This is a genomic window from Haloarcula halophila, from assembly GCF_029278565.1.
GTDB lineage: Archaea > Halobacteriota > Halobacteria > Halobacteriales > Haloarculaceae > Haloarcula > Haloarcula halophila.
In genome coordinates this window covers 1,186,023-1,211,957 of the sequence record NZ_CP119559.1, presented here as the reverse complement: position 1 = coordinate 1,211,957, position 25,935 = coordinate 1,186,023, and the positions used below count along the sequence as shown (strand labels likewise).

Below are 25,935 nucleotides of genomic sequence, written 5' to 3'. Positions count from 1 at the left end.
TGGAGCCATATGTGTGTCCCGTGTCCCGAACTGGTGTGTGAAAATCCCGCATTATACCGCTATATAGTCGCTACTGGCCGCAATTCCCGGAACTAAGTACCCGCCGACCGTGCGAGTCACCCATGGCCACCGACGGCGAGGAACCGGTCGACCTGCTCGATAGCTTCCGGCAGTTCTTCGCCCTGGAGCGGGACGTGCTGGTCCTCTCGCTGTCGATGCTCGCTTTCAGCCTAGCGTTCCAGATGACCGGCCGGTACGTGCCGGAGTACCTGCGCGTCCTGGGCGCGAGCGCGAGCGTCATCGGTCTCTACGGCAGCGTCGGCAACCTCATCAGCGCCGTCTACCCGTATCCGGGCGGTGCGATCTCCGACCGGATCGGCTCGCGGCTGGCGCTGACGGCCTTCGCCGTGCTGGCCACCCTCGGTTTTGGCCTGTGGTATCTCGCTTCGATCGTCGGCGATGTCGCCGTCGGCCCGCTGCAGGTGCCCGCCTGGGGACTGGTCTTCGTCGGTCTCTTCCTCGCACAGGCCTGGAAGTCCTTCGGGCTCGGGGCCACCTTCGCCATCGTCAAACAGGCGGTCCCGCCCCAGCGGCTGGCGATGGGGTTTGCCAGCACGGAGATGTTCCGCCGGATCGGCTTCCTGTTCGGCCCGCTGCTCGCGGCCGGCCTGCTCGCGCTGACGCCGACGTTCTCCGGGGGGTTCCAGTCGATCCTGCTCGCGGCGATCGCGTTCTCGCTGGTCGCGACCGTCGCCCAGCACGTCCTCTACGACGCCAGCGAGGACTCGCTGGGGAAGTCCTTCGAGGGCGTCGGTCAGGTGCTCGCGGACCTGCGGTCGATGCCCGCGCCGCTGCTCCCGCTGTTGGTCGCGGACACGCTCGTCCGGTTCGCCAACGGGATGGTCTACGTCTTCTTCGTCATCGTCGTCACGGACTTTCTCTCCGTGGGGTTCTCCGGGTTCGGGCTCTCGTTGCGTCCCGACGCCTTCTTCGGCGTCCTGCTGGGCGTCGAGATGGTCGTCGCCATCCTCTCGATGGCGCCGGTCTCGAAACTCGCGGAGTACGCCGGCCTCAAGCCCGCCGTGGCGCTCGGGTTTTCCGTGTACGCACTCTTCCCGCTGGCACTGATCTTCGCGCCGGCCGACCAGTGGCTCGTGATCGCGCTCTTTGCCTACTCCGGGCTACGCTTCGCCGGTTTACCGGCACACAAGGCGCTGATCGTCGGTCCCGCCGAGGCCGACGCCGGCGGCCGCGTCACCGGTACCTACTACCTCGTGCGCAACACCGTCGTCATCCCCAGCGCCGCCCTGGGCGGCTGGCTCTACGGCAGCGAGTGGGCGCTCGGTATCGCCGGCCGGACCATCAGAGCCGGTCCGCAACTGGCCTTCCTCACCGCCTCGGCTGTCGGCCTCCTCGGTGTCGCGTACTTCATCGCGTTCGGCGAGGAGTTCGACGCCTACGACTGACCGCCCGCACAACGCCAACGCTAAACCCGTGCCGACGAAGGAGCCACTAACAGATGCGCGAGGCCCACGCGATCGAACAGTCGGTCGGCATGGAGTACTACGTCAGTGACGCCGACGGCGTGGGCGGCCACCTCAGGGAGTCACCGGCGGACTTCCGGGTCACGGAACTGGAGGCGTTCGACACCGAACCCGTCGACGCCGACACCGGTGCCTACCCCCATCTCGTCGTGCGTGTGGAGCTGCGCGACTGGGACACCAACGACTTCGCGAGTGCGCTGTCGGACCGGCTGGGTATCTCCCGGGAGCGGGTCTCCTGGGCGGGGACCAAGGACAAGCGCGCGGTCACCCGCCAACTGTTCTCGGTCAAGGGGATCGACGCCGAGGCTGTCCCCGCGATCGACGACGCCGACATCGAGGTGATCGGCCGTGCCGGCCGGCCCATCCTCTTCGGTGATCTGGCTGGCAACGCCTTCGAGATCGTCGTCCGCGAGGCGGACGCACCGGACAACGCCGCGTCGGTACTCGGCGATCTAGCGGCGTTCGGCGCCGGCGAGGACGGGGACGAGGGGTCCGGGAGGGGCCTCCCTGACGACGAACGGACCGTCGGCGTCCCCAACTACTTCGGCCAACAGCGGTTCGGGTCGCGCCGGCCAGTCACCCACGAGGTCGGCCTCCAGATCGCCCGCGGGGAGTGGAAAGGTGCCGTGCTGGCCTACGTCGGGAACCCGAGCGAACGGGAACCGGCGGATACCCGCGAGGCACGGGCCTACGTCGACGAGACCCACGACTGGGCCGGTGCGCTGGAGCGACTGCCCCGTGCGCTCGGCTACGAACGCTCGATCTGTCACCGGCTCGTCGAGAACGGTGCCGGGACCCCGGCGGACTTCCGGGACGCGCTGGAGGCGGTCCCGTCGAACCTCCAGACGCTGTTCGTCAACGCCGCCCAGTCGTACGTCTTCAACCGCATCCTCTCTGAGCGGCTGGCACGGGGGCTTCCGTTCGACCGCCCCGTCGAGGGCGACGTGGTCTGTTTCGCCGACGGTGACGCGCCCGAGGGCCTCCGGCTCCCGGACACCGACCGAACCCAGCGGGTGACGGATCGACGCCTGCGGACCGTCCAACGACACTGTGCGCGTGGACGGGCGTTCGTCACAGCGCCGCTGATCGGGACCGAGACGGACCTGGCAGACGGCGACCCCGGAGAGATCGAACGGGCGGTGCTCGCCGAAGTCGGCCTGGAACCCGGTGACTTCGACCTCCCGGGGGAGTTCGACTCGACGGGGACCCGCCGGGCAGTCCTGCTCCGGACCGATCTGGCCGTCGCCCGCGACGGGGACGACCTGGCGTTTTCCTTTTCGCTCCCGAAAGGGAGCTACGCGACGGTTCTACTGCGGGAGTTCCGCAAGGGCGACCCTGCCGTGTGACCGGTTCACAGCTCTTCTGCTACCTCCGAGCCGCTGACCTCTTCGGGGATGACCACCACGTCGGCACCCACACGCCTGGCCGTCGACTCGTACATCCGCTCCCCGACCCGGACCACGAGTCGTGCCTCCGGCGCCAACTGGCTCACGGCGACGCCGATCTGGATGTTCGCGCTCGAATCGTCGATGGCCGCGACCACCGCCGCTGCACGGTCGACGCCGGCTTCCTCCAAGACCGGTTCCCGACGCGCGTCGCCCGCGACGACCAGCGTCGACTCGTCGATGCGCTCCCGCTGGCTCTCGTCGGATTCGACGACGACGACCGACCGCCCACGGGATCGGAGCCGTTCTGCGACTGTTCGTCCGAACATCCCGTGTCCACAGACGACGACGTGGTCGGTGAGTTCCGCGATCTTCCGTTCCGTTTGCATACGTCTGAGTTCCTCCTCCAGTCGGCCGTCGAAGGCCGCGTCCAGCGCCGATTCCCCGACCCAGATGCCGGCGAGAATCAACGCCGTGAACGCGACGACGGCGAACCCTTTGGTCGTCCGCTCCGGTCCGTCGTGGTGTTCGAAGTACAACTCGATGCTGGTCGGGTCGAGCAACCAGAAGGCCGCGTCGACGACCGAGATACCGGTCAACGCGACGAACCCGGCGATGCTGGCGGCGACGACCGCCACGAACGCCGTCAACGGTCGCGTCGCTGCCCGCACCCGTTCTCGCAGCGATCCGAGCGGTCCGGCACGCACGGGAGTCTGTTGGACAGCCGAGCAAAAAATGTGTTGGCAATGCACATGGTCGAGCGACGGACCGCCCCGCTTATCCCCGGCAGGTCCCGTATAGACGACCATGGACTGTCGGCAGTGTGCGACGCCGCTCTCCCGACCGGGCGATTACTGCCTGGTCTGTCACACTGCCAATACGGAGGTCGTCGTCCTGGAACTGGGCCGGGACCGGGCGACTGTCTCCTGTATCGCCGACGACGAGGTCGTCGGCCAGCGAACGGTGACGACCACGCCGGAGGGCGGGGGAAGCGACCAGTCGGCCGTGGTGGAACTGCGCAACTTCGCCGGGCTGATCGCAGACGAGGTGCGCCGGAAGCGACCGGAGGAGGTGTACGTCACGGGGGATCGGGCCGTCATCGGTGCCGTCCGGGGCCAACTCCACTACGAGTTCTACCGGGTCGAAGGCGACGACCCGGTCCAGCGGGTCCTCGACCGCCGCGGCGAACCCGCCCTGGAGGTCGTCGAGGCGTCGCTGGCCGAGAAGCTCGGCGGGAGCCACTCGACGCTGATCGGCGGCCGGACCGGGCAGCAGGCCCTCCAGACCGTCGCGGACCATCCTCACGTCAAGAAGGTCATTCCGGGGCCGATCGACGCCAGCGGCTCCGGGGCCCGTGGTGGCGTCCGAGCGAAGGCTACGCGGGCGGACGCGAACGGGAACGTCCGGGTGTTGATCCGGGACGGCTCGAGCGTTCAAGAGAACCGTGTGGTCACGACCGCCGGCGACCGCGAACTGGGTGAACACGTCCGTGCCGATCTCAACGAGGCGCTTCAAGCGGCTGAACTCCAAGAGTAACGCCCGTCCACCGACGAGGGTGACGTTGGCCCGTCAGACGAACTCGGCGAGCAGGAGGAGGACACTCGGCGCGGCCAGCAACACCAATCCACCCAGGATCAGCAGCGCCGGCACGACCAAGAGCCCGGCATCGGTAAACAGCCACATTCCTAGCCCGGCGATCAGGACGACGAGTCCCACGAGACGGAGGACCCAGGTGACGATGCCCTCGAATCCCGAGTCCGCGACGATGTCGACGACTTCGAGTGCTTCGTCCATACAGTTCGAGGGTTCTCGACACGAACGCTTAGAAGCTGTGGCCGTTTTTATGTTGTCTGACGTTAATTGAGAGATATTATGATTGCATAAATACTATCTCTCTCAGGTGCCACTTCTGGCTCCCGTGTCCCCTGTGAGTCTATACCGAACGGAACCAGCCGCGGAACTCGCTCTCGAAGGGCTTATGTGGACGCTCGGCGGACAGCAGAACACTATGGCCAGCAAAAAGGGACGTACCGGAAGCGCCGGCCGGTTCGGTGCTCGCTACGGTCGTGTCTCACGCCGCCGCGTCGCCGAGATCGAAGCGGAGATGAACGAAGACCACACCTGCCCGAACTGCGGTGAGGACCGTGTCGACCGGCAGGGAACCGGTATCTGGCAGTGCGGCTACTGTGAGTACACGTTCACCGGCGGGAGCTACAAGCCCGAGACGCCCGGTGGCAAGACCGTCCGCCGCTCGATCCGTGCCGCGCTGGGAGAAGACGAGGAGTAAAGAGTCTCCATCGACACACACAACGTATGAGCTACAAGTGTTCTCGCTGTAAGCGCGACGTGACGCTCGACGAGTACGGTGGCGTCCGCTGTCCGTACTGTGGGCACCGGGTGCTGCTCAAGGAGCGCGCGCCAGACATCAAAGAAATCAACGTCGAGTGAGCGGTCCACACACCACTGTTCTCTCCGTTCCGTTCGACTCAGCCGAACGCGCTCGCCGGGTCGAGCGCAGCGTCCGCCCCGAGATCGGTGCGATCGACGGTGACAGGACGACCGCGACGCTCGTGCGCGAGGGGGACACCGTCGAGATCACGGTGACTGCCGACGACCTCGTCGCGCTGCGAGCCGGTTGTAACACCTGGCTGACGCTGGTGGGGACCGCTGAGAGGGCCGATACCGGTGCGGGAACGGTCCAGAGCACCCGAGAAGGATAGTCGGGAGACAGTGTCCGAAGCCTCGTCTAGGTAGCTAGATAGTCAGTTGATACCCGGGGCGGTCAATCGTATCGGTGTATGTCAAACCGTAGTACCGACGGTTCAACGGGTGAGCAGTGGCAGGGAATGACGCCACAGGACCGTGGGTTCACGACGCCGATCGTCGACGACGTCTTCGACATCCTCGCGGACTGGCGGCGGCGCGCAGTCTGCCGACACCTCTCGACGGCCGACCAGCAGGCTATCGATGTCCGTCCTCTCGCCGTCGCCGTCAGCACCCGTGGACAGTCGAGTTCAGTCCCCCCGACCGACGCAACCGTCGACGCCGTCGAGACCGAACTGATCGAGACACATCTCCCGAAACTCCACGACTTCGGCGTACTGGATTTCGACGAGCGCAGCGAAACGGTCCGGTACTGGGGAGCGCCCACCGTCGAGAAGTGGGCGGAACACGCCGATGCCGTCACCGACCACCGGGAGTTCTGACCGACAACCCCTTTGGATCGCCGGTCGACCGTCGCGTATGCATCTTCCGCCTGTCGGCCTCGGGACGATGGGAATCTCCGACGCATCGACGGTCGCGACCGCGATCGAGATCGGGTACCGCCATCTCGATACCGCACAGATCTACGAGAACGAAGGTGTCGTCGGCGACGGGATCGCCGCGGCGTCGATCGACCGCTCGGAGCTGCTCGTCGCGACGAAACTGTGGGTCGATCGTCTGGCCGGTGACGACGTCCGGCGGGGAACCGAAGCGAGTCTCGACCGGCTCGGGCTGGACGCGGTCGATCTGCTGTACGTCCATCGCCCTCGCGGCGACTACGAGCCGGGCGGGACGCTCCCGGCACTCGATGCGGTCCGGGAGGACGGACTGGCGACCCACGTCGGCCTCTCGAACTTCGAGCCCGAGCAACTGGCGACCGCTCGCGAGCATCTCGACGCACCTATCGCGGCCCACCAGGTCGAGTTCCATCCGTTCTTCTCCCGTCGGGAGTTGCTCGCGGACGCACAGACTCACGGCTATCCGCTGGTCGCGTACTCGCCGCTGGCGGGCGGGGCTGTCTTCGACGATCCGACGATCACCGACATCGCGGCGACCCACGACACCACACCCGCCGCCGTCAGCATCGCCTGGGTGCTCGCTCACGACAACGTCGTCACGATTCCGAAAGCGTCCTCCCGCGAGCACCTGCGGGCTAATCGCGAAGCTGCCGAGTTGGACCTGGACGAGAGTGAAATCGAGCGGATCGACGCGATCGACCGCGAGCAGGAACTCTATCCCGAGTAGGGGCCTGCCGCTCAGGGTGAAAGCGTGGGTTTAACACTGCGGACCTCGACCGTCGGAGTATGCAAGGAAATCTCCCACCCGAAGCACAGGAGAAGCTCGAGGAACTGCAGGACCTGCAGGAGACCGCACAGCAGGTCGCCGCACAGAAACAGCAGGCCGAGACAGACCTCCAAGAGTCACAGACTGCCCTGGACGAACTCGACGACGTCGAGGACGACACCGTGATGTACCGCGAGGTCGGCGAACTGCTGGTCCAGACGGATCTCGACGAAGCGCACGACGACCTCGAAGAGAAGGTCAGCAACCTCGAAGTCCGCGTCGAGACCCTCGAAAAGCAGGAAAGTCGCGTCCAAGAGCAGTTCGAGGAGCTCCAGAGCGAACTCCAGCAGATGCTCGGTGGCGGCCCCGGCGGCGGCCCGGCAGGCGGTCCCGGCGCAGGCGGCGCATAAGGCGATGCCGACAGACGACGAAGTCGTCGAGACGGCCGCCAACGCGGCCGAAAACGTCGTCTTCTCCCGGTTCGATGTCGGCGAGATCGAGGACATCGACGTAACCGTCACGTTCGAAGACGGGGTCCTCGACGTGGACGTCTACGTCAACGCGCCGGATACCAACGCCGACGAGCGGCAGGTCGCCGACGACGCCGCGCTCGCCGCACGCGGGGCGGTCGACGACCTGTTCGACTAGTTCTGTGGCCGGTCCTGTCCGGTCCGTTCGCTCGCGAACCCGGTCCGGAAGGCGATCCAGGCCAACACGCTGACGAACAGGATCGGGGGGAGAATCATGAACCCCCACAGCGGATCGAGCCCCCAGCCGAGCAACAACACGAGGTCGAACAGCCCCAGGAAGAGAAACGGGGCGACGTACTTGGCCGCGCGCAGGCGGTCGACACCCACGTCCGCCTCCTCGTCGTCTTCGAGGAGATCGGCGGTCGTCCGGGCACGGTTTTCGGCCCCCATCCCGCGTTCGGCGGCGTCGTCCATGTGGCCCGCTTGGGAGTGGACGGCCAAAAGTACCGTGTTCGCCGCCTGTGCGACGATAGCGACAGTCGGTAGCGGGGTATACATTTTCATAGCTCCGTCTACAATCCCGGGGTATGGAACACGAGGCCACGGTCGAGGGCGTCGGTGTCGGCGTCGACGACGAGGGGACGGGGACGCCGGTCGTCCTCCTCCGTGCGCGTGGAGAGATCGTCCCGATCTTCGTCAGCTCCGACCAGGCGCAGTCGATGCAGTTAGCGATCGACGGCGAGCCGTTCGAACGGCCGCTCACGCACGATCTCCTCGTCGAGATGGTCGCGGAGTTCGGCGGTGCGATCGATCGGGTTCGTATCGACGATCTGGCCGACGGCACCTTCTACGCGAAGATCGACGCCGAGCAGTACACGGAGGACCGCCGCCGGGATCTGGTGTTCGACGCACGTCCCTCCGACAGCATCGCGATCGCGTTGCGCGTCGATTGCCCGATCGTCGTCTCCGACGAGGTCGTCGACCAGGCGGGCCGCCCTCCCGAGGAGTTCGAACGGGAGGACGACGACCCCGGCTTCTGACCGAGAGCGAAACGCTTCTGTCCGCTGGCCTCCCAGCGGTTGTCGATGAGGTACGAGTCGGTCGTCTTCGACAACGACGGCGTCCTGTTGACCCTGACGAGTACGAGGACCCATCAGGCGGGGACCCGGGACGCGTTCAGACGGGTCGGCGTCGTCGATCCCCGGCCCGACCATCTGGAAGCGATGCGTATCGGCGTCACACCGGACCGACTCGACGCGGTCTGTCGCCACTACGGGCTGGACCCCGAGCAGTTCTGGAGAGCTCGGGACCGAGCGATCTCGGAGGCCCAGCGGGCGGCGATCCGGGCGGGAGAGAAGCGTCCCTACGGCGACGTCAGAGTCCTCGATCGGCTCGACGGGCCACTGGGCGTGGTCTCCTCGAACCAGCAGGCGACCGTCGATTTCGCGTTCGACCACTTCGGACTGGATCGACACTTCGGGACTGTCAGGGGTCGCCCGCCGACCGTCGGGAGCCTCCGACGGAAGAAACCCAGTCCCTACTACATCGAACAGGCACTGGCGGACCTCGGTGTGACCGACGCGCTGTACGTCGGCGACAGCGAATCGGACATCGAGGCGGCCCGGCGGGCGGGCATCGACTCGGCGTTCGTCCGCCGGCCACACACCGTCGACACCGACCTCTCCGTGACGCCGACCTACGAGGTCGATGGGTTAGACGCCGTCGTCGATATCGCCGAGTAACACACTCCCGCGGGTGTACCTGGATAGCTCTCAGTACCGTCTGATCCGGCTGTCGAACGGGGCCTCGGTGTCCGTCTGCGACTCGAACGCCGGTCGAAACAGGAGCAGGCAGCTGCTCTGTTGGTCGGCGACACGGACGTGTGCTCGACTCAGTCGTCGGCGACGAGCCGTTCGCTGTCGTCGGCGACCAGTCGGTCCATCGCGTCGACCATCGCCCGGACCGACGCACGGGTGATGTCGGAGTCGCTCGCCGAGACTCGGACGTGGTCGTCGCCGCGGGACATCTCGATCTCGACGGTCACGACCGCGTCTGTCCCGCCGGTGATCGCGTCGACGTGGTAGTCCTCCAGGGTCGCGTCGGCGGCGTGAGAGAGTGCGGTTTCGGCGGCGTTCATCGCGGCGTCGACTGGCCCCGAACCCACGGAGGCCTCCTTGCGCTCCTCCCCGTCGACCGAGAGCCGGACGCTCGCTGTCGGGGTGTCAGATCCGGAGACGGCCGTCAGGCCGAGCAACTCGACGCGGCGATCCTGTTCCTGGCCGGTCACGTCGTCGGCGATCGTCAGCAGGTCGGCGTCGGTGACCCGCTTGCCGCGGTCGCCGATCTCCTTGACACGGGCGACGATCTCGTCGAGTTGTTCGTCGGTCACCTCGACGTCGTGTTCGTCCAGCGCGGCCTCGACGCCGGCCCGGCCGGCGTGTTTGCCCAGCGCGAGGCGACGCTCCCGACCCACCTTCTCCGGCGGGTAGGGTTCGTACATCGCGTCGTCTTTGAGCGTCCCGTCGGTGTGGATACCGCTCTCGTGGGTGAAGGCGTTCTGGCCGACGACGGCCTTGTTCGGGGCCAGCGGGATCCCGGTCCGGCTGGCGATCAGGTCCGCGAGGTCGTGGACCTCGGTCAGTTTCATCGTCTCGACGCCGTAGCCGTGATCGAGTGCGATCGCGACCTCCTCCAGGGCGACGTTGCCGGCCCGCTCGCCGATGCCGTTGATCGTCCCGTGGACCAGATCTGCGCCGGCGGCTACGGAGACGAGCGCGTTCATCACGGCGAGTCCGAGGTCGTCGTGGGTGTGGGTGCTGACTGGTCCCAGGTCGGCGAGCCGGGAGACACATTCGAGTGCCCGGTCCGGCGTGGCGTGCCCGACGGTGTCGGCCCAGCAGATGCGGTCGGCACCGGCATCCAGCGCGGCCCCCAACAACTCTTCGAGGTAGTCCAACTCCGCCCGGGAGCCGTCCTCGCCGATGACCTCGACCCAGAGGCCGTGGTCGGTGGCGTACTCGACTAACTCCATCGTCGCGGCGACGTTCTCCTCGCGGGAGGTGCCGACCTTCCGCTCGACGTGTTTGTCGCTCGCGGGGACGACGAGGTTGATCCCGTCGACGTCACACTCCAGCGCGAGGTCGATGTCGTTTTTGATGCCACGGCAGAAGCTGGTCACCGTCGCGTCGAGGTCGAGTTCGGCGACTCGCGAGATCGTCTCGCGCTCGCCGGGGCCGGTACAGGCGCTGCCGGCCTCGATGACGTCGATCTCGGCGTCGTCGAGCTTGCGCGCGATCCGGGCCTTGTCGTCGGGCGTCAGCGAGACGCCGGGGGCCTGCTCGCCGTCGCGCAGGGTCGTATCCAGGAACTGTACCTCACCGACATCTGTGAGGGCACGCGTCGCTGGGTGCCCTCCGAACAATGGGTTCTGACTCACAGAAAATCCACTTCCATCACACAGCGGGACGAATTTCTCGGCCAGCCGCCTTGCGGCGACTTCCTCTATCCTCCGTCGGGTATTCCGACATAGTGGTGACTACTCTAACCTTCATGGTCTAAAAGGTGGCGGATGCGCCGTGGTCACTTGACGACGACCGTATCCCCCTCGCTGACGCCCTCAGCGGCCCCTGCGGGCAGTTCGAGGACCGTATCCGCGTTCGCCCAGCCGACCGACCGCCAGGGGTGCATCGTCTTTTTCGCCTGGACCACCCCGTCGGCCAGCCAGATCACGTCGAGCGGGAACGCCACGAACAGCATGTGGATGAACCGGCGACCGGTACCGTCGAACGGAAAGACCAGGGCGTAGTCGTCGGGAATCGACCGCCGGAACATCAACCCCCGGGACTGCTCGAAGGCCGATTCGGCCCGGTCGACCTCCGTCGCGAGCGTGCGGGCGGCACCCTCGGGGTCGTGGACGACGCGCATGTTCCCGACCCAGGACCGAGGGGGTGTTAGCTGTTGTGGCTGCCGGGCACGTTCCTATCTGGTGGGAACCCGTTCCGGGATTCATACCCCGGAAGCAGTGACCTTCGGATATGCATCGAGGTGTCGAGTCGGTTCGGATAGCGATGGCTCGGTTGCTCACCCGTCCCACGGAGCGGCAATGGCGGATCGGCGGGACACTGGTGTTGCTGGTGCCCGCGCTCGTCGTCGGGTCCGCGACCGTGATCAGGCTCGGCGGTCGATCGACGCCGGCGGAGGGACAGGTCGTCGCGAGCGCGGCCCTGGCCTGTATCGTCGCCCCGTTGGTCGTTGGCGCCCGCTGGCTCCTTACGAATGATCTTGACAGCGGCGCGGTCCGACGACTCGTCGCGTGGTCGCTGGCCGGGTCGCTCCCGATCACGACGCTTGCCCTCGTCGTCGTCGCGTACCAGCGTGCACACGAGATCGCCCTCGCCGACCCGTATCTCGTCACTGCCTGGGTAGCCGGGACCGGCGCGGTCGGCGGCCTGTTGACCGGTGTCTACGATGTTCGCCGGGAACGCGAGCGACGACGGAGCGAACGGTCACGGAATCGGCTCAAAGCTATCTTCGAGACCTCTCCTGTGGCACTCGTCGCGATCGACGACGACAGGACGGTCCGCTCGTGGTCCAGTGGAGCCGAGCGGTTGTTCGGCTGGACTGCGACGGAGATCTGTGACCAGCAGTACCCGCTCGTTCCGGCCGACCGGACCGACGAGTTCCAGCGTCACAAGGCCTGGGTCGACGCCGGGAACGTCATCGAGGGCGTCGCGACGAAACGACAGCGCAAGGACGGTTCGCTGATCGACGTGAACGTCTGGTCGGCACCGATCACCGACGCCGCCGACGACTCCGTCTCCGGACATATGATCGCGCTCGCGGACGTTACCGACAGGCGCCAGCGCGAGCAACAACTGGCTGTCCTCGAACGGGTCCTCCGTCACGACATCCGCAACACGGTCAACGTCATCGAAGGGAATAGCACGGTCCTCACCGAGGAACTCGACGGGGAACTGGGGACAGCAGCCAGACGCATCGTCGACCGTGCACAGCAACTCGGACGCCTCAGCGAGAAGGCTCGCGAGGTCACCGAAGTCCTGCGGTCCTCGTCGGCCGACCGGACTATCGATGCTGTCTCGGTGTTGGTCCGGGAACGACGACGGATCGCAGCGGAGTATCCTGACTGTCCGTTCGTCGTCGACACCCCCGAAGTCGCGTCGGTCGCCGGTGACGAGCGACTCGGGATCGCTATCCGTGAAGCCCTCGAAAACGCCGTCGAACACGGATACTATGGGACACCGGAGGGAACCGACCCGGAGGTCCGTCTGGGGGTTACTATCGAGACAGAGCACGTCGTCGTCGACATCGAGGACACGGGGCCGGGCATCCCCGAACGGGAGCGACGGCCACTGAGCGACGAGACCGAGACAGCGCTCCAGCACGGAAGCGGGATCGGCCTGTGGGCGATCTACTGGTTGGTCAGGAGCCTCGGCGGAGAGGTAACGATCGCTGACCGTGACCCACAGGGGACGGTCGTGACGATGCGACTGCCGCGAGCGGGAACCCAGCGACCGCCACAACCCGGACAGATTGAATAGCGTCCGAGCCACAGACGGCGGTATGGAGAAGGCACCGGGCGGGACGAGCGTCGGCGTCGACGACCCCTACGACCACGTCGACCGCTGTGATTTCGTCACCGACGAGGGGAAGTGTCGGTGGGCGCGCGAGCACGGCCACCACGACCCCGAGTTCGCCGACGCCCGGAGCGCCGAGGAGTTCCGCTGTCCGGCCGCCGTGGCGCCGGACGGCGACACCAGCGAGACGCGTGGCGTCTCGGAACAGTCGGGCAGGGAGCGACCTGCCCCGCGGGACGAGACCGAGTGGGAGTGGGCCGACTGTCCCCACTTCCGGTGCCGACAGCACGACCGCGAGTGTGTCCGCTGTGGGTTGACCGAGCGGCGGATGGCCCACTCCGACGAGCGGCCGCTGCTGGAGGAACACCACCTCTCCTACCGCGACTCCTCGGGGGACACCCTCGATCACGAGATCACCGTCTATCTCTGTCGGTGGTGTCACGCGAAGGTCCACCAGTCGTGGGCACGGATCGACGACGACGCCGGGCCGGACCCGGAGGCGCTGGCCGAACGCGAGGGGCGGCGCTCGAAAGAGCAGTCGGAACTGGGCTTCGAGTCGGCGGCGGAGCGGTATCGCGACGACGAGGACGCCGGGGATTATCAAAACTGATACTCTAGTGGGGCGGCTCTAAATACCCCCCCCGTAATACGCCAACACAGTCGTGAAGACCCCGACAGTGTCGAAGGGGACTCTCGGGACGGGCTATCTGGTCGCCATCGGCGTGACGCTGACGCTCGCACTCGCCTGTCACGCGGCGTCCGTCCTCGACGCGGGACCCTCGGGCCTCCTGGTTGTCGCGACCGGGCTAGTCCCCGCGTTGTCGCTGGCGGCGGCGAACTACTGGCTCCCCCGGAGCGGGCTGGAGGGCGAACAGATCTGGACGGTCGCCGAATGGGGCGGCCTCGGAATCGCCCTTCTCACGCTCGTAACCCTCGGAACTCTCGTCGTCGGTGCCTCTCCGACGTCGTTGGTTTCGGCGTTGCTCGCAAGCAGTATCGCGATGGGCGGATTCGTCGGGATCCTCGTGGGCGCGCTGCTCGAACTCCGTCGGGCGCGGCGGCGACTCCGTCAGAGCAACGCGGTCCTCAACCGCGTGCTCAGACACGACATGCGCAACGATTTCAACGTCGTGCTGGGGCACCTGAGTGTCCTCGAAGCCGAGACGACCGGCGACGCAGCCGACAGGGTCGACCGGATGTCGACGACCGTCGACCGGATGATCTCGACCACCGAGAAGGCACGCCAGATCGACGCGGCCGTCGCCGCCGACCGTACCGCCCAGACACCGACGGATATCGTTCCCGTCATCGAGGACCGTCTCGCGGCGTTGGAACAGTCACGGCCCGACGTAACCGTCGACGTGACGCTCCCGGAGAGCGCCGTCGCGTACGTCGACTGGCAGTTCGAGACGGTGGTGGACAACCTCCTGGAGAACGCCGTGGTCCACGCCGAGGGTGATCCGTGGGTCGGCATCACCGCTGAACGGGTCGGGAACCGTCTCCGTGTCCACGTCCAGGACAACTGTCCACCCATCGAGGACCGGGAGCTGACGGCGTTTACCGCGACCGACGAGACACAGCTCGATCACGCAAGCGGCGTGGGGCTGTGGCTTGTCACCTGGGTGATCGAGAACTACGAGGGATCGGTCTGGGTCGATCGAGTCGCGGACGGCAACGTCGTCACGCTGGAACTGCGGGCCACGACGACCTTCCGTAGACTCGCCTGCAAGGTCCGGAACCGGCTGTGGGACCAGTTCCAAGACATATATGTGCCCGCACGGCGTCGTGGCCAGTAATGACCAGTATCGCAGTCATCGACAACCACGGCCAGTTCACCCATCTGGAGCAGCGTGCGCTCCGGGACATGGGCGTCGACGTGGAACTCGTCGACAACACGACGCCACCGGCGGAGATCGACGCCGACGGGATCGTTCTCTCGGGCGGCCCGGACATGGACGATATCGGCAACTGCCCCGACTACCTCGACCTCGACGTTCCGGTTCTGGGGATCTGTCTCGGGATGCAACTGATCGCGGCGGAACTGGGCGGTCGCGTCGGCAGCGGCGAGTACGGTGGCTACGCCGACGTTACCGTCGAAGTTCTGGACGAGGACGACCCGCTGATCGGCTCGCTGTACCCCGAGACGCGCGTCTGGGCCAGCCACGCCGACGAGGTCAAGGAGGTCCCCGACGGGTTCGAGCGGACCGCCACCTCCGACGTCTGTGGCGTCGAGGCCATGAGCGATACGGAGGCCGACATCTACGGCGTCCAGTGGCACCCCGAGGTCGCACACACTGAAGAGGGCGAAGCGGTCTTCGAGAACTTCTTGGCCGTCTGTGACCGCAACGCGGCCCCACGCCAGTAACTGCCGCTGTGCAGTCGCGAGTGGATAGCTTTAGTACGGTCGACGGAGTGTGATATATAAATGACGGCGACACAGGGCAACCTGGCGAGTCTCTCCCGGTTCATCTTCCGGGCGCCGAACTGGTACTCCAGTCTCGTCTTCGCGCTGTGTATCGCTGCGATAACCGGCGTCGCCGCCTTCGACTCCCGGTTCGTCCTCGACGACGCCTGGCAGGGCGTGTTCTTCATCGGTATCCCGACCGTCGTGGCGGGAGCGGTGACCCCGTGGGTCGACAGGCAACTCGGCGGACAGTTGACGCCCAACCACGCGTCACTGTTGGCGCTGCTCTGTGAGGTCATCACGATCGCTATCCTCACCGTCGCCGGCGTCGTCGTCCTGCTGGTCCCACAACTGGGCCAGAACTTCGTCTTCGACGCGCTGATCGTCGCGCTGGCCTCGATCTTCGCCTTCCGTATCCTGATCATGATGGCGATCTCCCGGCACTCGCTGCTCCGGGCGGTCGTCCCGGCCAGCGTCCAGACTGTGACGGCGGCGGTCCTGTTGGCGATCTACAGCGGGACGACCGCCTTCATCCTCGAAGACCCGATGCTCCAGGAACTGCTTGCCCGCGCCGAGCAGGCGCCCCCGGAAATCCAGGGGTTCATCCCGGCCGACTTCGTCGTGCTCGCGGTCATCTGTGCCATCTACGGGCTGGCGGTCTGGCTGTTCCTGGTCGCGATCGACCAGCCCTGGCGTCGGTCGCTGGGCGTCTCGGCGCTGGATTTCCTGCGGGGGTTCGTCGGCCACATCGCCGAAGGGACCCGTGAACTGGAGGAGTTCTTCGAGGAGATCGGCGAGGAGGCGATCGTCCCCGTGACGGTGCTGTCGGTCAGACGCCTCGACGGCGAGGAGAAGGCCCGATTCGTCCTCCCGATGATCCACCCCGGACCGATGGGCGAGATCGGCGGCGGGAACCTCCCCAAGCGGGTGGCTGCCGACGCAGAGGGGCTGGCCTTCCCGCCCCATGCGACCGCCGGCCACGACTTCAACCTCGTCACCGAACGGGAGGTCGATACGATCCTTTCGACCGCCCAGGACGCCTACGACCGGATCGAGTACGACACCGAGGCGACGGTCGGCCGGCGGATCACCGAGGGGGAGGCGACCCTGATCGGGCAGTCCTTCGGCGACGACGCTCTCATCGTCACCACGTACGCGCCCGGGTGTGCCGACGATGTCGACTACGCCGTCGGCCTCTCGGCGATGTCCGAAGCCCGGACCGGCGGGATCGACGACGTCCTGCTGGTCGACGCACACAACTGTAACGACGGCCTGGAGGGCGAGGACCTGGGTCACGTCGTTCCCGGAAGCCAGCGGTCGTTCGACATGATCTACGGGGCCGGACGGTTGGGTGACATCCTGGGTGACAGCCAGCGGGGCGACCTCCGGTGTGGCGTCGCCTGGGACGAGACTCCCTGGGAGCCCGAAGACGGGATCGGTCCGCTGGGAATCCGTGTCTGTGTCTTCGAGGTCGCCGACCACCGGACGGCCTACGTGCTCATCGACGGCAACAACATGGAACCTGGACTCCGGGCGGACGTGATCGACACCATCGAGGGGGTCGACGCGGTCGAGGTGATGACCAGCGACACCCACATCGTCAACACCGTCGAAGCCGAGAACCAGGTCGGCCAGGCGATCCCCGACGCCGAACTGTCTGCCCTGGTCGCCGACCTCGTCGACCGTGCGGTCGCGGACCTGGAACCGGTCGAGGCCGGGATGGCCAGCGAACGGGCCGAGGTCACCGTCTTCGGCAACGATCGTACCGAGACGCTCGCCTCGACGGCCAACGCGATGGTCTCGCTGGGCGGGGCGCTGGCGGCCGCGTTCATCCTCGCCGTGATGGCGGTTAGTATCCTCGTGTTCGTCGTCGCCGGGCTCTGAGGGCTCCTCGCGGCTGTAGTCGGCTCAAGTCTTCCAGCGATAGATGCTCGCGACACACAGCGGTCGCTCGCGGAGTCGTTCGCCGAAAAACGCCGAGGAGGAGATTTGAACTCCTGAGTCCGTGAGGACAGTTGCTCTCGAAGCAACCGCCTTGGCCAGGCTAGGCTACCTCGGCTCGTCCGAGTATTCCGGAGGTTTCATTTTAGGGGTTTCGATTCGGTCGTCAACGTGTTCTCGACACACATTTACCGCACGCGTGACAGGGACGACCATGGACGTCACTGACGCCAGTGAGCTGTCGAGCCGACTCCTGGACGAGGTCGGGAGCGCAGTCATCGCCGACCGCGGATTCTTCGAGACGGTCCTCCTCGGTGTCGTCTCGAAGGGCCACGTCCTCCTGGAAGACGTGCCAGGGACCGGCAAGACGCTGACCGCCCGAAGCATGGCCACTGCCCTCGGCCTGTCCTTCTCCCGCGTACAGTTCACCCCCGACCTCCTGCCCGCCGACATCACCGGCACGCACGTGTTCAACGAGCAGACACGGGAGTTCGAGTTCACTCGCGGCCCCATCTTCGCCAACGTCGTCCTGGCCGACGAGATCAACCGCGCGCCGCCCAAGACCCAGTCGGCGATGCTCGAAGCGATGGAGGAGGGCCAGGTCACCGTCGACGGCGACACCTACGACCTCCCACAGCCCTTCTTCGTCATGGCGACACAGAACCCGGTCGACATGGAGGGGACCTTCGAACTCCCCGAGGCCCAGGTCGACCGCTTCCTCGCCAAGACCGCCATCGGCTATCCCGATAGCGAGGGGGAGGTCGAACTCCTCCGGCGACGGGCCGGCCGCGACACGCAGAGTCCGACGGTCGAATCTGTCCTCGACCCCGAGCAGGTCGAGGAACTGCGTGCGGTCCCCGAGACGGTCCAGGTCGACGACGACCTGCTCACCTACATGGCCGACATCGCCCGCGCGACCCGGGAGGACTACCGCGTCGAGGTCGGCGTCTCCCCGCGTGGGACCCAGCGGCTCTTCGAGGCGGCCCGCGCGATGGCGGCGATGGCCGGCCGAGAGTTCGTCGCGCCGGACGACATCAAGCGAGTCGCCCAGCCGGTGCTCGCTCACCGGCTCGTGTTGACGCCTGACGCCCGCGTCGAGAACGTCGACAAGGCCAGCATCGTCGAGAACGTGCTCGGCGAAGTCCCGGTTCCGACGGTCTAACCGCTCAACCCCGCGACTGCAAGGACCGCCCCGACCAGCAACAGCCCGGTCGTCACGGGACCGACGGACGGGACTGTCAGGACGAGCCCGGAGAGCGACAGCGCGCCGACGGTCAGTGCGGCGAGCAGCGTCCCGCCGGCGATCCGGACGAGCTCCGCGTTGTGCGTGATCGCGTCCTCGGTCATCGATTCCGCGAGATCGACGGCGTACTGCCCGAAGTCCCAGGCTAGTACCGCTGCCGCCACGGCCACCACCAGGACGATCGCCCCGGTTGCGGTGACGCCCGCGAGGACGACGCCACCACACTGCAGCACCGCCCCGAGGGTGACCAGCCGCCGCCGGGCGTCGAGGACACCGGCGGCCAGCACGAGCGCTCCCAGCAACGCCAGCCCACCGCCGGCTGTCGTCGCGAGGACGGCCGTGGCGACGAGTGCGGCCATCAGCGAGGCGACCCCGACCAGCCGTGGCTGTCTCATCGCGCCCACTCCCGTGCCTGCTCGAAGGCCGCCGCCAGGGGCTCGTCGTGGTGCCAGTCGACGACCGGAATCCCCTCCCGTCGCAGGTCGCTGATCCGGAACAGCCGGTCGGCCGCCGCGATGGTCCCGTCGGCCGTCGGGGCGACGCCGGGGTCCGGGCTGACGACGGTGACGGCGTGGCCGTACGCCGCGAGGTACCGCAGCATCTGGCGGATATCGTCGTCGACCAGCGGCGAACAACAGACGAGCTGTGCGTCGGCGGGCAGTTCCCGCCGGAGCCAGCGCAGCGTCGGCCCGAGGTAGAACTCGCCGTCCGGCGCGGACGGCCGGAAGACGGGGTCCGACGCCAGTGTCGTCTCCAGGCGGTTCTTGTGCGTCGGGCCGCCGCTGGGGCCGATGAACAGCCGGTCCGGCGCGAGCGCGGCTAGCCCGACCCGATCCTCGGCGTCGAGCCGTGACTCGACGACGCTTCGGGCCGCGATCACCGACCGGTCGATCGTCGTATCGAGATCCGGTGCTGCGGGTGCGTCGTAGGCGCTCGGCCGGGCGTCGACGAGGACGACGACGGTCGCGGCCTGTTCCTCGCGAAACTCCAGGGTCGATAGCTCCCGGCTGCTGGCGTACCGGTTCCAGTCGATCCGTGAGAGCGGATCTCCCGACCGGTACTCGCGGGTCGCGTAGAACGCGATCCCGTCCCCGCCCTGGTCAGCATCGATTCGCCCGCGGTGGCGGCTCGTCTGTGACCGGACCGGGGCGTCGGCCGCCACCCCAGGCAGCGAGACAGACAGCGTCGTGACCCCGGTGACGGCAGCGTCGGTGGTCGTGGCCGTCGCACCGACGGCGTCGGTCGCGACGACGGTCGGTGCGGTGAACTCGTGGTCGCCTCTGGTCGCCCGCAGCGTGTACTCGACGGTCGCGGTCGTTTCCGGCCGGAGTGCCGTCGCCAGTTGTGGGGTGCCGTCGGTGACCGCGAGCGTCTCCGGGACGCCGTCGGCGATCCGACAGTCCGTCAGGGTCCGGTCGCCGTCGTTGCGGACCGTCAGCGTCACGGTCACCTCGTCGCCGTGTGTCGGCTCGGTCCCGGAGAGGGCACGGTCGACCGTGACGACTGGCTCCGGCGTCGTCGTCCCGGCCCGGACCGCCAGGGCCACCACGGCGACGGCGCCGGCCAGTACGAGTGCGGGCCGCTCCCCGATGATACCGACCCCGAGGAGCGCGAGTGGGACGGTGTAGAACCCCGCCCAGCGCCCGGTCTCGACCGTTCCGGTCGTCGGTGTCGGAGCCCGCCGTCCGGGGACGTCGTCGACTGCATCGATACCGAGGATCGCCCGGAGCTGTGTAGCCACTCGATCGATCCGGTACCGGTAGCGGCTCCGGCCGGTGACACGTCCTGCGATCCGGTCGCGAGACTGTCTCGCTCGCCCGACAGTCGCTGCAAACAACGCTGCGGCGCTCGGGTCGTCGGTCCAGGTGCCGTCGCTGATGGCAGCTTCGGCTCGCTCCTCGTCCCGCTCGTGGCTCCGGACGAGTGCCCGTCGAAGCAACGCCCGCAGGTCGTCGGCGATCCGGTAGTCCCGGGTCAACCTCGACGCCACACCGGCCCCGTCGGCGGCCGTCTCGGGCGGTGACACGTCGCGCCCGGCCCGGTCGGGGAGTTCTGGACACCGCTGTGGTGTCCCGTACCGCTGACATCCCGCGTAGATAGCGATGCCGGCCGCGAGTAGGCCGACGAAGACGACGAAGCCCGGTTCGACGGTCACCCCGCCGGTCCCGCTCGCTGCGGTCCCGAAGCCGGCGAGCAGTAGACAGACGCCAACCGCGAGCGAGAGACGACGAAGGAGTGTCACGACGCCCCTCCGTAGGTCCGCTCGATGTTCCGCAGTGCCGTCTCCGCGCGTTCTTCGCGGCGTTCGGTCGCTGGCGAGTCGCTGTATCGGACCGTCTCGAACAGCTCCGTCAGGGTCGCCACGTCGTCGGCAGCCAAGCCGGCGTCGACGGCCGCCTCGGCGAACTCACGGGGGGTACAGCTCGCCTCGTCCTCGACGTCGAGAATCCCGGTCATCTCGTCCCAGGCCCGGTAGACGGCGTTGTCGAGTTGTTCGTCCGCAGCCAGCCGGTCGGCTGCCCGGCCCGCCGCGTCGGCTACGTCCGTCGCGGCCTCGGTCTCCTCCCCTCCGTCTTCCAGCTCGGTATCGTCCTCGGTCCGGACCCAGCTCTCGGTCCCGGTCACACGCCGGAGCAACACGCCGGCGAGGACGACGAGTGCGACCGCGCCCACCAGGCCGAACAGCCAGGGCGACCCGGATGTCTGTGCTGGACCGGAGGTAGCCTCGGTGATCACCGTCTCCGATCGGGCCGGGAGGCCACCCCCTGCGGTCCGGGGGTCGAACCCAACGACGAGAGCCGCGACGAGCAACACGACCGAGGTCAGCGCCGCCAGCACCAGATCGTCGGTGCCGTACTGTCGAATCCCGTACGCGAGAACGACCAGCAGGATAGCGACGGTGATCGCCAACAGGACCGGCCCGGTCTCCGGCGTCTCGCTGCCGGCGTCGCCCGCGCCGAGGTTGTGATTTCCGTCGGTACCGCCACTCTCGCCGCCACCCCTTGCTGGCGCGTCGAGCGCGGACGCGCCGACGACCAACGCCAGGAGGACCAGTCCAGTGACGACTGCGGTTGACAGACGGCGTGACACGACAGGCGGTTGCAGTGCGTCTCGTGTTAAGATTGCGCACTCGCATGGGGCAACACATAACACGGTCGGTCACTTCCGTCTACGGGAGATGTCGCTCTCGGAACTCATCTCGGGCGTCGAGGACCACGAGCAGACGCTGACGGTCTTCAACGCCGAGGCGTCGGTCGTCGCCGACCTCCGCGAGCAGTTCGCCGACCGGAACGTCCAGGTTCGGGCCGAGCGGACCGAGAGCGGGCGGCCAGGGGAGTTCGTCACGCTCAGCGACGACGGCGAGATCGTGACCGCGACGGGGTTGGCGTCGTTCCGTGACTCGATCGCCGGTCCCGACATCTCGCTCTCTGAAGCGCCGTATCGCCCGATTCTCGACAACCTCGACGAGACGATGTTCACCTCCTGGTCGATCTCGCAACTGGTCGCGGCCTCCCGTGAGATCGAGGATCGGGCCGCTCGCGTCGGCGGTGGGACGCTGCACGCCGGCTTCCAGACGGTCTCGACGCTCAAAGGCGAACTCGATCTCTACGAACACCTCGGCGAACGGGGTGTCGAGGTCCACGCCTACGCCGTCCCGGACGAGGAAGCGCCGTCACACAGCGCGTTCACGCTCCACGCCGACCGCGGTTCCGAGATCGCAGAGTCGTGGTTCGTCGTCTTCGACGGGAACGGTGACGACGAACAGAAGTGTGCGCTGCTGGCCGAGGAACGCGACCCGCGGGCATTCTACGGGTTTTGGACGTACGACCCGACGACGGTCGACTACATCGTCGAGCATCTGGAGTCGACGTACTGGCTCGTGGAGCAGTAGCGAGAGCCCGACGACGGAGTGAGGGGTCTCGGACAGCGAACGGCGAAGTGGGGAGCCGTGAGCAGTAGCGAGGGGCGCGAACACCGTGCGGAATCTCCGATGGTGCGCCCTCAGGCCAGCGACTCGAACACCGACAGATCGTGACCCAGGAGTACGTCGGCACCGGTCTCGCGTTGGATGTTCCGACACCGCTCTAGACTCTCCTTCCAGGCGGCGTTGCTCCAGAGGAGGCTCGTCGCCATCGACTGGCCGGCGTAGTTGGCTTCGACGTACGCCTCGTCGCCGACGATCAACAGCGGCGTCCCCGGGCGGTCGATCAGCGCGCCCATGAGCCCGGGGGTGTGACCGGGGAGGTGGAGCAGTTCGACGCCGTCGGTGAGGTGATAGCTGTCGCCGTGGACGATCTGCCAGTTCAGATCGTGGTCGAAGTCCCGTTGGAGGTAGGCGATCGATCCCTCGTCGGTGTTCGCGCTGAAGTACGCGAAGGGGAGTTCCTCGCGGTGGACGTAGACCGGTACGTCGGTTCCGGCGAACTCCGCGAGGCCGCCGGCGTGGTCCAAGTGGAGGTGGCTCATCACGACGGCGTCGATGTCTGCCAACTCGTAGCCGGCCCCGCCGAGGTCGTCGACGAGGTGGTGTTCGTCGGCGTCGACGTGGGCGAACGCCTCGTACAGCGGCTCGGGCCAGTAGCCGTCGCCAGCCTCGGGATGGGAGCCGGTGTCCCAGAGGATCGTCATCTCCGGGGTCTCGATCACGAGGTTCCAGACGACGTAGGTCTCGTACTCGTGGCTCGGGTCGCGGTTCGACGCGGTCGCGACGCTTGCGCCGTCGACGACGAAGTTCCGGTCCGCCTGTACGCGCCCACGGTCGAGAAACGTGACTTCGATGTCGTCCATATCCAGTGTACGCGATCCGACAAGATAAGGGGTGGCCCAAACAGGTCGGGTGCCGGTCTCGTCGGTCCTACTGCGGTGCCTGGCGGTAGATGAGGTTGCGCTGGATGTCGTTGGCGCCCTCGTAGATGACCGGGATGCGCACGTCACGATACACGCGGGAGATGCGGTTCTCGGTCAACACCGACCGGCCGCCGTGGAGTTGCATCCCGCGTTCGGCACAGTCCGTCGCCGCCTCGGTCGCGATGGTCTTCGCCAGCGCGGCCCAGTAGCCGGCGTTCTCGTCGTTGGCGACGCGTTCGGCGGCGTCCCAGGTGAGCGAGCGGGCGCTCTGGAAGTCCAGATGCATGTCCGCGAGTTTGTGCTGGACCGCCTGGAACTCGTCGACGGTCCGACCGAAGGCCTCGCGGTCGTGGACGAACTCCCAGGCCTCCTCGATGGCGGCCGCCGCGAGCCCGATCCCGTGACCGCCGACGATGACACGGCCGTGATTGAAGAAGTCCGCGAGCATGTAGAAGCCAGCGCCCTCGACGCCGACGAGGTTCTCTTCGGGGATGCGACAGTCGTCCAGCACGATGTGTGCCTGTTTCGAGGCGCGAAAGCCCATCTTCTCGGGGATGTGCTCGGCGTGGTACCCCGGGGCGTCGGTCGGGACGATGAACATCGAGTAGTTGCCGTACCGGTTGTTCTCGTCGTCGCCGGTCTTGGCGTACAGCGTCACCCAGTCGGCCTCGACGCCGTTGCCGATCCAGTACTTCTCGCCGTTGATGACCCACTCGTCGCCGTCTCTCTCGGCGGCGGTGGTCATCCCGGCCAGGTCGCTGCCGGTCTCGGGTTCGGAGACGGCCAGTCCCGTGATCTGGTCGTTCCGAGCGACCGGCTCCAGGAACTCCTCTTTCTGCCAGTCGGCGCCGTGTTCCTCGACGATCTCGGCACCGAAACTCGCGAGTTGGAGTGTCAGCGCGATCCCGGCGTCGGCCTTGTAGAACTCCTCTGCGATCGCCAGCACCTGCTGGAGGTCGAACCCTTTGCCACCCCACTCCTCGCCGAGGTCCTGGGCGACCAGACCGGCGTCCATCCCGGCTTCGAGGACCTCCCAGGGGTACTCGCCGGATTCGTAGTAGTCCGCGGCGTTGGGCTTGATGTGCTCTTCTGCGAACTCTCGGGCCTCCTGTTTGACCTCGCGGGCGTGCTCCGGGACCGGATACTCTGACAGTAGCTCCATACTCCCCTACATGTGCGGTGTCATCATATACCTCGTGGAACTGTCGGAAACACCTCGCTGGTTGTTTTAAATATGGGCCGCTCCGTGGGGAAACTCACCCGGGCAGGATGTCTCGAAGAAGGGAGAGTCGGGTCAGCAACACTCCGCACTCACTCACCGTCGCTGGCAGCGCCGATCGGGGTCGGCGCATCTACGGCGTTGGGTGGCGCTTACACCTCGATCTGTTGCATCAGGTCGACCAACTCTTCGAGTCTGGGGAAGGTGTAGACTTTGACGTTGATGTCCGACTCCAGTGCGTGAACTCGCGAGTCGAACATCAGCGCCATCTCGTTGTCGCGGTCGCCGACGAGTTGGTCGATCATCCCGCTTCCGGGGCCGAACGTGAAGTTCGGCGTCGAGATGTCGATGGTCGTATCCAGTACGTTCGCCCAGCCGTCGATGAAGCCCGAGGTCATGATGTTGCCGATCTCCTGGATCGCCGACCGCTCCATGTCGGTGAATCCGCTGGCGTTCGGGTCGGTCTCGCCCATGTCGCCGATCATCCCGTGTGCGAGTTCCTTGGCGCTCTGGGCGTTGAACAGAAAGAGGATGTGGCCGTGGGGCTGTTCGATCATCTCGATGCTGATGCCGATCTGTTTCTGGTCGCCGACGTGTGTCTTGATGTCCGGGACGTCGATGAAGTTGATCTTCGTGATCTCCATCTCCGTCTCCATCCCGGTCATCTGGCTCAAGTGGTTCGCAACGGTGTTGCCACCCTCTTTTGCCATCTTGTTGAACAACCCGAGCTTCCGGATATCTATCATCAAACTCATGACTGGGACAGCTACTGGCACCCACTTGCTGGCCCTGCCACATAAGCTATGCACCCCGATTTTCGCAGGCGAGAATGGGACGTCTAGAACTGCTCTGCGGTGTCGATGCCGACGACGACGCCGACCTCGTCCCTGTCGAAGTTGTCGTCGCCCCGGACCGCGCTCGCAAACAGGAGTTTCGCCTGTTCGGTGTGTGCGTACTCGATGGCTGCCCGTTCCGCCGGGTCGAAGCGAAACGAATCGAGCAACGACTCGAAGCGTGACTCCGGGACGCGGTAGGCCCGGGTCCCGTCGACAGTGACGTAGTCGCGAGGGCGCTCGAACTCCGAGTGCCGACCGATGAGTTCGGCGTGTAACACCACGAGCGCGTCACAGAGTTCGCCGACTGGGAGCCCGACGGCGTCGGCGGCGCGCTCGATTATCGCCCGGTCGATCCCGCTCTCCCTGGCTGCCGTTCCACTGTCGGTCGTTGCCATGACTAATGT

31 protein-coding genes and 1 tRNA gene are annotated in these 25,935 nt (G+C 66.8%); 19 read left to right on the top strand and 13 right to left on the bottom strand.

The window, feature by feature from the left end; all coding sequences use genetic code 11:
- Positions 1-122: 122 nt before the first annotated feature.
- A complete protein-coding gene (locus tag P0204_RS06395; RefSeq protein ID WP_276222667.1) occupies positions 123-1,466 on the top strand; it encodes an MFS transporter in 1,344 nt (447 codons plus the stop codon).
- A gap of 53 nt (positions 1,467-1,519) precedes the next feature.
- Positions 1,520-2,890: a tRNA pseudouridine(13) synthase TruD gene (gene truD / locus P0204_RS06390; protein ID WP_276222666.1), complete on the top strand. Its 1,371-nt coding sequence runs from the start codon at positions 1,520-1,522 to the stop codon at positions 2,888-2,890.
- Between the two features lie 5 nt (positions 2,891-2,895).
- On the opposite strand, the gene P0204_RS06385 is transcribed toward truD, so the two are convergent.
- A complete protein-coding gene (locus P0204_RS06385) occupies positions 2,896-3,636 on the bottom strand; it encodes a potassium channel family protein (protein WP_276222663.1) in 741 nt (246 codons plus the stop codon).
- Positions 3,637-3,736: 100 nt separating this feature from the next.
- On the opposite strand from P0204_RS06385, the gene P0204_RS06380 reads away from it, so the two are divergent.
- Positions 3,737-4,465 carry a DUF2103 domain-containing protein gene (locus tag P0204_RS06380; protein WP_276222662.1) on the top strand — a complete coding sequence of 243 codons (729 nt, stop codon included), beginning with the start codon at positions 3,737-3,739 and terminating at the stop codon, positions 4,463-4,465.
- A 33-nt stretch (positions 4,466-4,498) separates the two neighbouring features.
- On the opposite strand, the gene P0204_RS06375 is transcribed toward P0204_RS06380, so the two are convergent.
- Positions 4,499-4,723, bottom strand: a complete 225-nt coding sequence (locus P0204_RS06375; protein WP_276222661.1) for a hypothetical protein — start codon at positions 4,721-4,723, stop codon at positions 4,499-4,501.
- A gap of 184 nt (positions 4,724-4,907) precedes the next feature.
- Here P0204_RS06375 and P0204_RS06370 point away from each other — a divergent pair, with 184 nt between their 5' ends.
- The 7 genes from P0204_RS06370 to P0204_RS06340 all read left to right on the top strand — a co-directional run bounded on the left by P0204_RS06370 (position 4,908) and on the right by P0204_RS06340 (position 7,624).
- Positions 4,908-5,216, top strand: a complete 309-nt coding sequence (locus P0204_RS06370) for a 50S ribosomal protein L37ae (RefSeq protein WP_276223250.1) — start codon at positions 4,908-4,910, stop codon at positions 5,214-5,216.
- A 26-nt stretch (positions 5,217-5,242) separates the two neighbouring features.
- Positions 5,243-5,377 carry a DNA-directed RNA polymerase subunit P gene (locus P0204_RS06365; RefSeq protein ID WP_276222660.1) on the top strand — a complete coding sequence of 45 codons (135 nt, stop codon included), beginning with the start codon at positions 5,243-5,245 and terminating at the stop codon, positions 5,375-5,377.
- Entirely contained in the window at positions 5,374-5,649 is a 276-nt protein-coding gene (locus P0204_RS06360) for a KEOPS complex subunit Pcc1 (RefSeq protein ID WP_276222658.1), read from the top strand. Before P0204_RS06365 ends, P0204_RS06360 begins: the two co-directional genes overlap by 4 nt.
- A 78-nt stretch (positions 5,650-5,727) precedes the next feature.
- Positions 5,728-6,135 carry a DUF7344 domain-containing protein gene (locus tag P0204_RS06355; RefSeq protein ID WP_276222656.1) on the top strand — a complete coding sequence of 136 codons (408 nt, stop codon included), beginning with the start codon at positions 5,728-5,730 and terminating at the stop codon, positions 6,133-6,135.
- Between the two features lie 37 nt (positions 6,136-6,172).
- The gene (locus P0204_RS06350; RefSeq protein WP_276222655.1) at positions 6,173-6,937 is read left to right on the top strand and encodes an aldo/keto reductase; all 765 of its coding nucleotides are present in this window, start codon (positions 6,173-6,175) and stop codon (positions 6,935-6,937) included.
- Positions 6,938-6,996: 59 nt separating this feature from the next.
- Positions 6,997-7,386 (top strand): prefoldin subunit beta, encoded by a 390-nt coding sequence (locus P0204_RS06345; protein WP_276222654.1) that lies wholly within the window; start codon positions 6,997-6,999, stop codon positions 7,384-7,386.
- A gap of 4 nt (positions 7,387-7,390) precedes the next feature.
- Positions 7,391-7,624 carry a DUF3194 domain-containing protein gene (locus P0204_RS06340; RefSeq protein WP_276222652.1) on the top strand — a complete coding sequence of 78 codons (234 nt, stop codon included), beginning with the start codon at positions 7,391-7,393 and terminating at the stop codon, positions 7,622-7,624.
- Here P0204_RS06340 and P0204_RS06335 read toward each other — a convergent pair.
- On the bottom strand, positions 7,621-7,920 hold the full coding sequence (locus P0204_RS06335; protein ID WP_276223249.1) for a DUF8142 family protein: 300 nt from the start codon (positions 7,918-7,920) through the stop codon (positions 7,621-7,623). The two genes, P0204_RS06340 and P0204_RS06335, sit on opposite strands and share 4 nt — an antisense overlap.
- Positions 7,921-8,033: 113 nt before the next feature.
- On the opposite strand from P0204_RS06335, the gene P0204_RS06330 reads away from it, so the two are divergent.
- Together P0204_RS06330 and P0204_RS06325 are read left to right on the top strand one after the other, a co-directional pair.
- Positions 8,034-8,486 (top strand): bifunctional nuclease family protein, encoded by a 453-nt coding sequence (locus P0204_RS06330; RefSeq protein ID WP_276222650.1) that lies wholly within the window; start codon positions 8,034-8,036, stop codon positions 8,484-8,486.
- Between the two features lie 45 nt (positions 8,487-8,531).
- A complete protein-coding gene (locus P0204_RS06325; RefSeq protein ID WP_276222648.1) occupies positions 8,532-9,188 on the top strand; it encodes an HAD family hydrolase in 657 nt (218 codons plus the stop codon).
- A 149-nt stretch (positions 9,189-9,337) separates the two neighbouring features.
- On the opposite strand, the gene P0204_RS06320 is transcribed toward P0204_RS06325, so the two are convergent.
- Positions 9,338-10,882 carry a (R)-citramalate synthase gene (locus P0204_RS06320; protein WP_276222646.1) on the bottom strand — a complete coding sequence of 515 codons (1,545 nt, stop codon included), beginning with the start codon at positions 10,880-10,882 and terminating at the stop codon, positions 9,338-9,340.
- 143 nt (positions 10,883-11,025) lie between these two features.
- Complete coding sequence (locus tag P0204_RS06315) at positions 11,026-11,370, bottom strand: DUF192 domain-containing protein (protein WP_276222644.1); 345 nt, start codon at positions 11,368-11,370, stop codon at positions 11,026-11,028.
- A 110-nt stretch (positions 11,371-11,480) separates the two neighbouring features.
- On the opposite strand from P0204_RS06315, the gene P0204_RS06310 reads away from it, so the two are divergent.
- The 5 genes from P0204_RS06310 (at position 11,481) to P0204_RS06290 (ending at position 17,328) form a co-directional block, all read left to right on the top strand.
- The gene (locus tag P0204_RS06310) at positions 11,481-13,004 is read left to right on the top strand and encodes a sensor histidine kinase (protein WP_276222642.1); all 1,524 of its coding nucleotides are present in this window, start codon (positions 11,481-11,483) and stop codon (positions 13,002-13,004) included.
- A gap of 22 nt (positions 13,005-13,026) precedes the next feature.
- Complete coding sequence (locus tag P0204_RS06305; protein ID WP_276222640.1) at positions 13,027-13,650, top strand: DUF7097 family protein; 624 nt, start codon at positions 13,027-13,029, stop codon at positions 13,648-13,650.
- 67 nt (positions 13,651-13,717) lie between these two features.
- Positions 13,718-14,836 carry an ATP-binding protein gene (locus P0204_RS06300; RefSeq protein WP_276222638.1) on the top strand — a complete coding sequence of 373 codons (1,119 nt, stop codon included), beginning with the start codon at positions 13,718-13,720 and terminating at the stop codon, positions 14,834-14,836.
- Positions 14,836-15,405, top strand: a complete 570-nt coding sequence (locus P0204_RS06295; protein WP_276222635.1) for a GMP synthase subunit A — start codon at positions 14,836-14,838, stop codon at positions 15,403-15,405. The genes P0204_RS06300 and P0204_RS06295 overlap by 1 nt, the downstream gene beginning before the upstream one ends.
- Before the next feature lie 60 nt (positions 15,406-15,465).
- A complete protein-coding gene (locus P0204_RS06290) occupies positions 15,466-17,328 on the top strand; it encodes a DUF2070 family protein (protein ID WP_276222634.1) in 1,863 nt (620 codons plus the stop codon).
- A 90-nt stretch (positions 17,329-17,418) separates the two neighbouring features.
- Here P0204_RS06290 and P0204_RS06285 read toward each other — a convergent pair.
- Positions 17,419-17,503: transfer RNA gene (locus tag P0204_RS06285), tRNA-Ser, on the bottom strand.
- 96 nt (positions 17,504-17,599) lie between these two features.
- Between P0204_RS06285 and P0204_RS06280 the strand changes: the two genes are divergently transcribed.
- Positions 17,600-18,547, top strand: a complete 948-nt coding sequence (locus tag P0204_RS06280; RefSeq protein WP_276222632.1) for an AAA family ATPase — start codon at positions 17,600-17,602, stop codon at positions 18,545-18,547.
- On the opposite strand, the gene P0204_RS06275 is transcribed toward P0204_RS06280, so the two are convergent.
- Genes P0204_RS06275 through P0204_RS06265 form a run of 3 tightly spaced genes read right to left on the bottom strand, consistent with a single transcriptional unit; the run spans position 18,544 to position 21,718 of the window.
- Complete coding sequence (locus P0204_RS06275) at positions 18,544-19,023, bottom strand: DUF7519 family protein (protein ID WP_276222630.1); 480 nt, start codon at positions 19,021-19,023, stop codon at positions 18,544-18,546. The two genes, P0204_RS06280 and P0204_RS06275, sit on opposite strands and share 4 nt — an antisense overlap.
- Positions 19,020-20,870 (bottom strand): DUF58 domain-containing protein, encoded by a 1,851-nt coding sequence (locus P0204_RS06270; protein ID WP_276222628.1) that lies wholly within the window; start codon positions 20,868-20,870, stop codon positions 19,020-19,022. The genes P0204_RS06275 and P0204_RS06270 overlap by 4 nt, the downstream gene beginning before the upstream one ends.
- A complete protein-coding gene (locus tag P0204_RS06265) occupies positions 20,867-21,718 on the bottom strand; it encodes a DUF4129 domain-containing protein (RefSeq protein ID WP_276222626.1) in 852 nt (283 codons plus the stop codon). The genes P0204_RS06270 and P0204_RS06265 overlap by 4 nt, the downstream gene beginning before the upstream one ends.
- Positions 21,719-21,806: 88 nt before the next feature.
- Here P0204_RS06265 and P0204_RS06260 point away from each other — a divergent pair, with 88 nt between their 5' ends.
- Positions 21,807-22,520, top strand: coding sequence for a DICT sensory domain-containing protein (locus P0204_RS06260; RefSeq protein WP_276222625.1), 714 nt, complete (start codon positions 21,807-21,809; stop codon positions 22,518-22,520).
- A 110-nt stretch (positions 22,521-22,630) separates the two neighbouring features.
- On the opposite strand, the gene P0204_RS06255 is transcribed toward P0204_RS06260, so the two are convergent.
- From P0204_RS06255 to P0204_RS06240, 4 genes are all read right to left on the bottom strand, one after another.
- Positions 22,631-23,416, bottom strand: a complete 786-nt coding sequence (locus tag P0204_RS06255) for an N-acyl homoserine lactonase family protein (protein ID WP_276222623.1) — start codon at positions 23,414-23,416, stop codon at positions 22,631-22,633.
- A 67-nt stretch (positions 23,417-23,483) separates the two neighbouring features.
- Positions 23,484-24,638: an acyl-CoA dehydrogenase family protein gene (locus P0204_RS06250; protein ID WP_276222622.1), complete on the bottom strand. Its 1,155-nt coding sequence runs from the start codon at positions 24,636-24,638 to the stop codon at positions 23,484-23,486.
- A gap of 209 nt (positions 24,639-24,847) precedes the next feature.
- Positions 24,848-25,450, bottom strand: coding sequence for a chemotaxis protein CheC (locus tag P0204_RS06245; protein WP_276222621.1), 603 nt, complete (start codon positions 25,448-25,450; stop codon positions 24,848-24,850).
- An 83-nt stretch (positions 25,451-25,533) separates the two neighbouring features.
- A complete protein-coding gene (locus tag P0204_RS06240; RefSeq protein WP_276222620.1) occupies positions 25,534-25,926 on the bottom strand; it encodes a DUF8048 family protein in 393 nt (130 codons plus the stop codon).
- Positions 25,927-25,935: the final 9 nt, after the last annotated feature.

Coding starts and splice junctions, on each gene's coding strand:
- P0204_RS06335 (WP_276223249.1), bottom strand. CDS start 7,920: ATGGACGACGCCGCCGAACGCGGGATGGGGGCCGAAAACCGTGCCCGG.
- P0204_RS06380 (WP_276222662.1), top strand. CDS start 3,737: ATGGACTGTCGGCAGTGTGCGACGCCGCTCTCCCGACCGGGCGATTAC.
- P0204_RS06250 (WP_276222622.1), bottom strand. CDS start 24,638: ATGGAGCTACTGTCAGAGTATCCGGTCCCGGAGCACGCCCGCGAGGTC.
- P0204_RS06255 (WP_276222623.1), bottom strand. CDS start 23,416: ATGGACGACATCGAAGTCACGTTTCTCGACCGTGGGCGCGTACAGGCG.
- P0204_RS06345 (WP_276222654.1), top strand. CDS start 6,997: ATGCAAGGAAATCTCCCACCCGAAGCACAGGAGAAGCTCGAGGAACTG.
- P0204_RS06245 (WP_276222621.1), bottom strand. CDS start 25,450: ATGAGTTTGATGATAGATATCCGGAAGCTCGGGTTGTTCAACAAGATG.
- P0204_RS06375 (WP_276222661.1), bottom strand. CDS start 4,723: ATGGACGAAGCACTCGAAGTCGTCGACATCGTCGCGGACTCGGGATTC.
- P0204_RS06290 (WP_276222634.1), top strand. CDS start 15,466: ATGACGGCGACACAGGGCAACCTGGCGAGTCTCTCCCGGTTCATCTTC.
- P0204_RS06275 (WP_276222630.1), bottom strand. CDS start 19,023: ATGAGACAGCCACGGCTGGTCGGGGTCGCCTCGCTGATGGCCGCACTC.
- P0204_RS06355 (WP_276222656.1), top strand. CDS start 5,728: ATGTCAAACCGTAGTACCGACGGTTCAACGGGTGAGCAGTGGCAGGGA.
- P0204_RS06260 (WP_276222625.1), top strand. CDS start 21,807: ATGTCGCTCTCGGAACTCATCTCGGGCGTCGAGGACCACGAGCAGACG.
- P0204_RS06395 (WP_276222667.1), top strand. CDS start 123: ATGGCCACCGACGGCGAGGAACCGGTCGACCTGCTCGATAGCTTCCGG.
- P0204_RS06295 (WP_276222635.1), top strand. CDS start 14,836: ATGACCAGTATCGCAGTCATCGACAACCACGGCCAGTTCACCCATCTG.
- P0204_RS06330 (WP_276222650.1), top strand. CDS start 8,034: ATGGAACACGAGGCCACGGTCGAGGGCGTCGGTGTCGGCGTCGACGAC.
- P0204_RS06370 (WP_276223250.1), top strand. CDS start 4,908: ATGTGGACGCTCGGCGGACAGCAGAACACTATGGCCAGCAAAAAGGGA.
- P0204_RS06240 (WP_276222620.1), bottom strand. CDS start 25,926: ATGGCAACGACCGACAGTGGAACGGCAGCCAGGGAGAGCGGGATCGAC.
- P0204_RS06305 (WP_276222640.1), top strand. CDS start 13,027: ATGGAGAAGGCACCGGGCGGGACGAGCGTCGGCGTCGACGACCCCTAC.
- P0204_RS06325 (WP_276222648.1), top strand. CDS start 8,532: ATGAGGTACGAGTCGGTCGTCTTCGACAACGACGGCGTCCTGTTGACC.
- P0204_RS06365 (WP_276222660.1), top strand. CDS start 5,243: ATGAGCTACAAGTGTTCTCGCTGTAAGCGCGACGTGACGCTCGACGAG.
- P0204_RS06280 (WP_276222632.1), top strand. CDS start 17,600: ATGGACGTCACTGACGCCAGTGAGCTGTCGAGCCGACTCCTGGACGAG.
- P0204_RS06350 (WP_276222655.1), top strand. CDS start 6,173: ATGCATCTTCCGCCTGTCGGCCTCGGGACGATGGGAATCTCCGACGCA.
- P0204_RS06315 (WP_276222644.1), bottom strand. CDS start 11,370: ATGCGCGTCGTCCACGACCCCGAGGGTGCCGCCCGCACGCTCGCGACG.
- P0204_RS06340 (WP_276222652.1), top strand. CDS start 7,391: ATGCCGACAGACGACGAAGTCGTCGAGACGGCCGCCAACGCGGCCGAA.
- truD (WP_276222666.1), top strand. CDS start 1,520: ATGCGCGAGGCCCACGCGATCGAACAGTCGGTCGGCATGGAGTACTAC.
- P0204_RS06310 (WP_276222642.1), top strand. CDS start 11,481: ATGCATCGAGGTGTCGAGTCGGTTCGGATAGCGATGGCTCGGTTGCTC.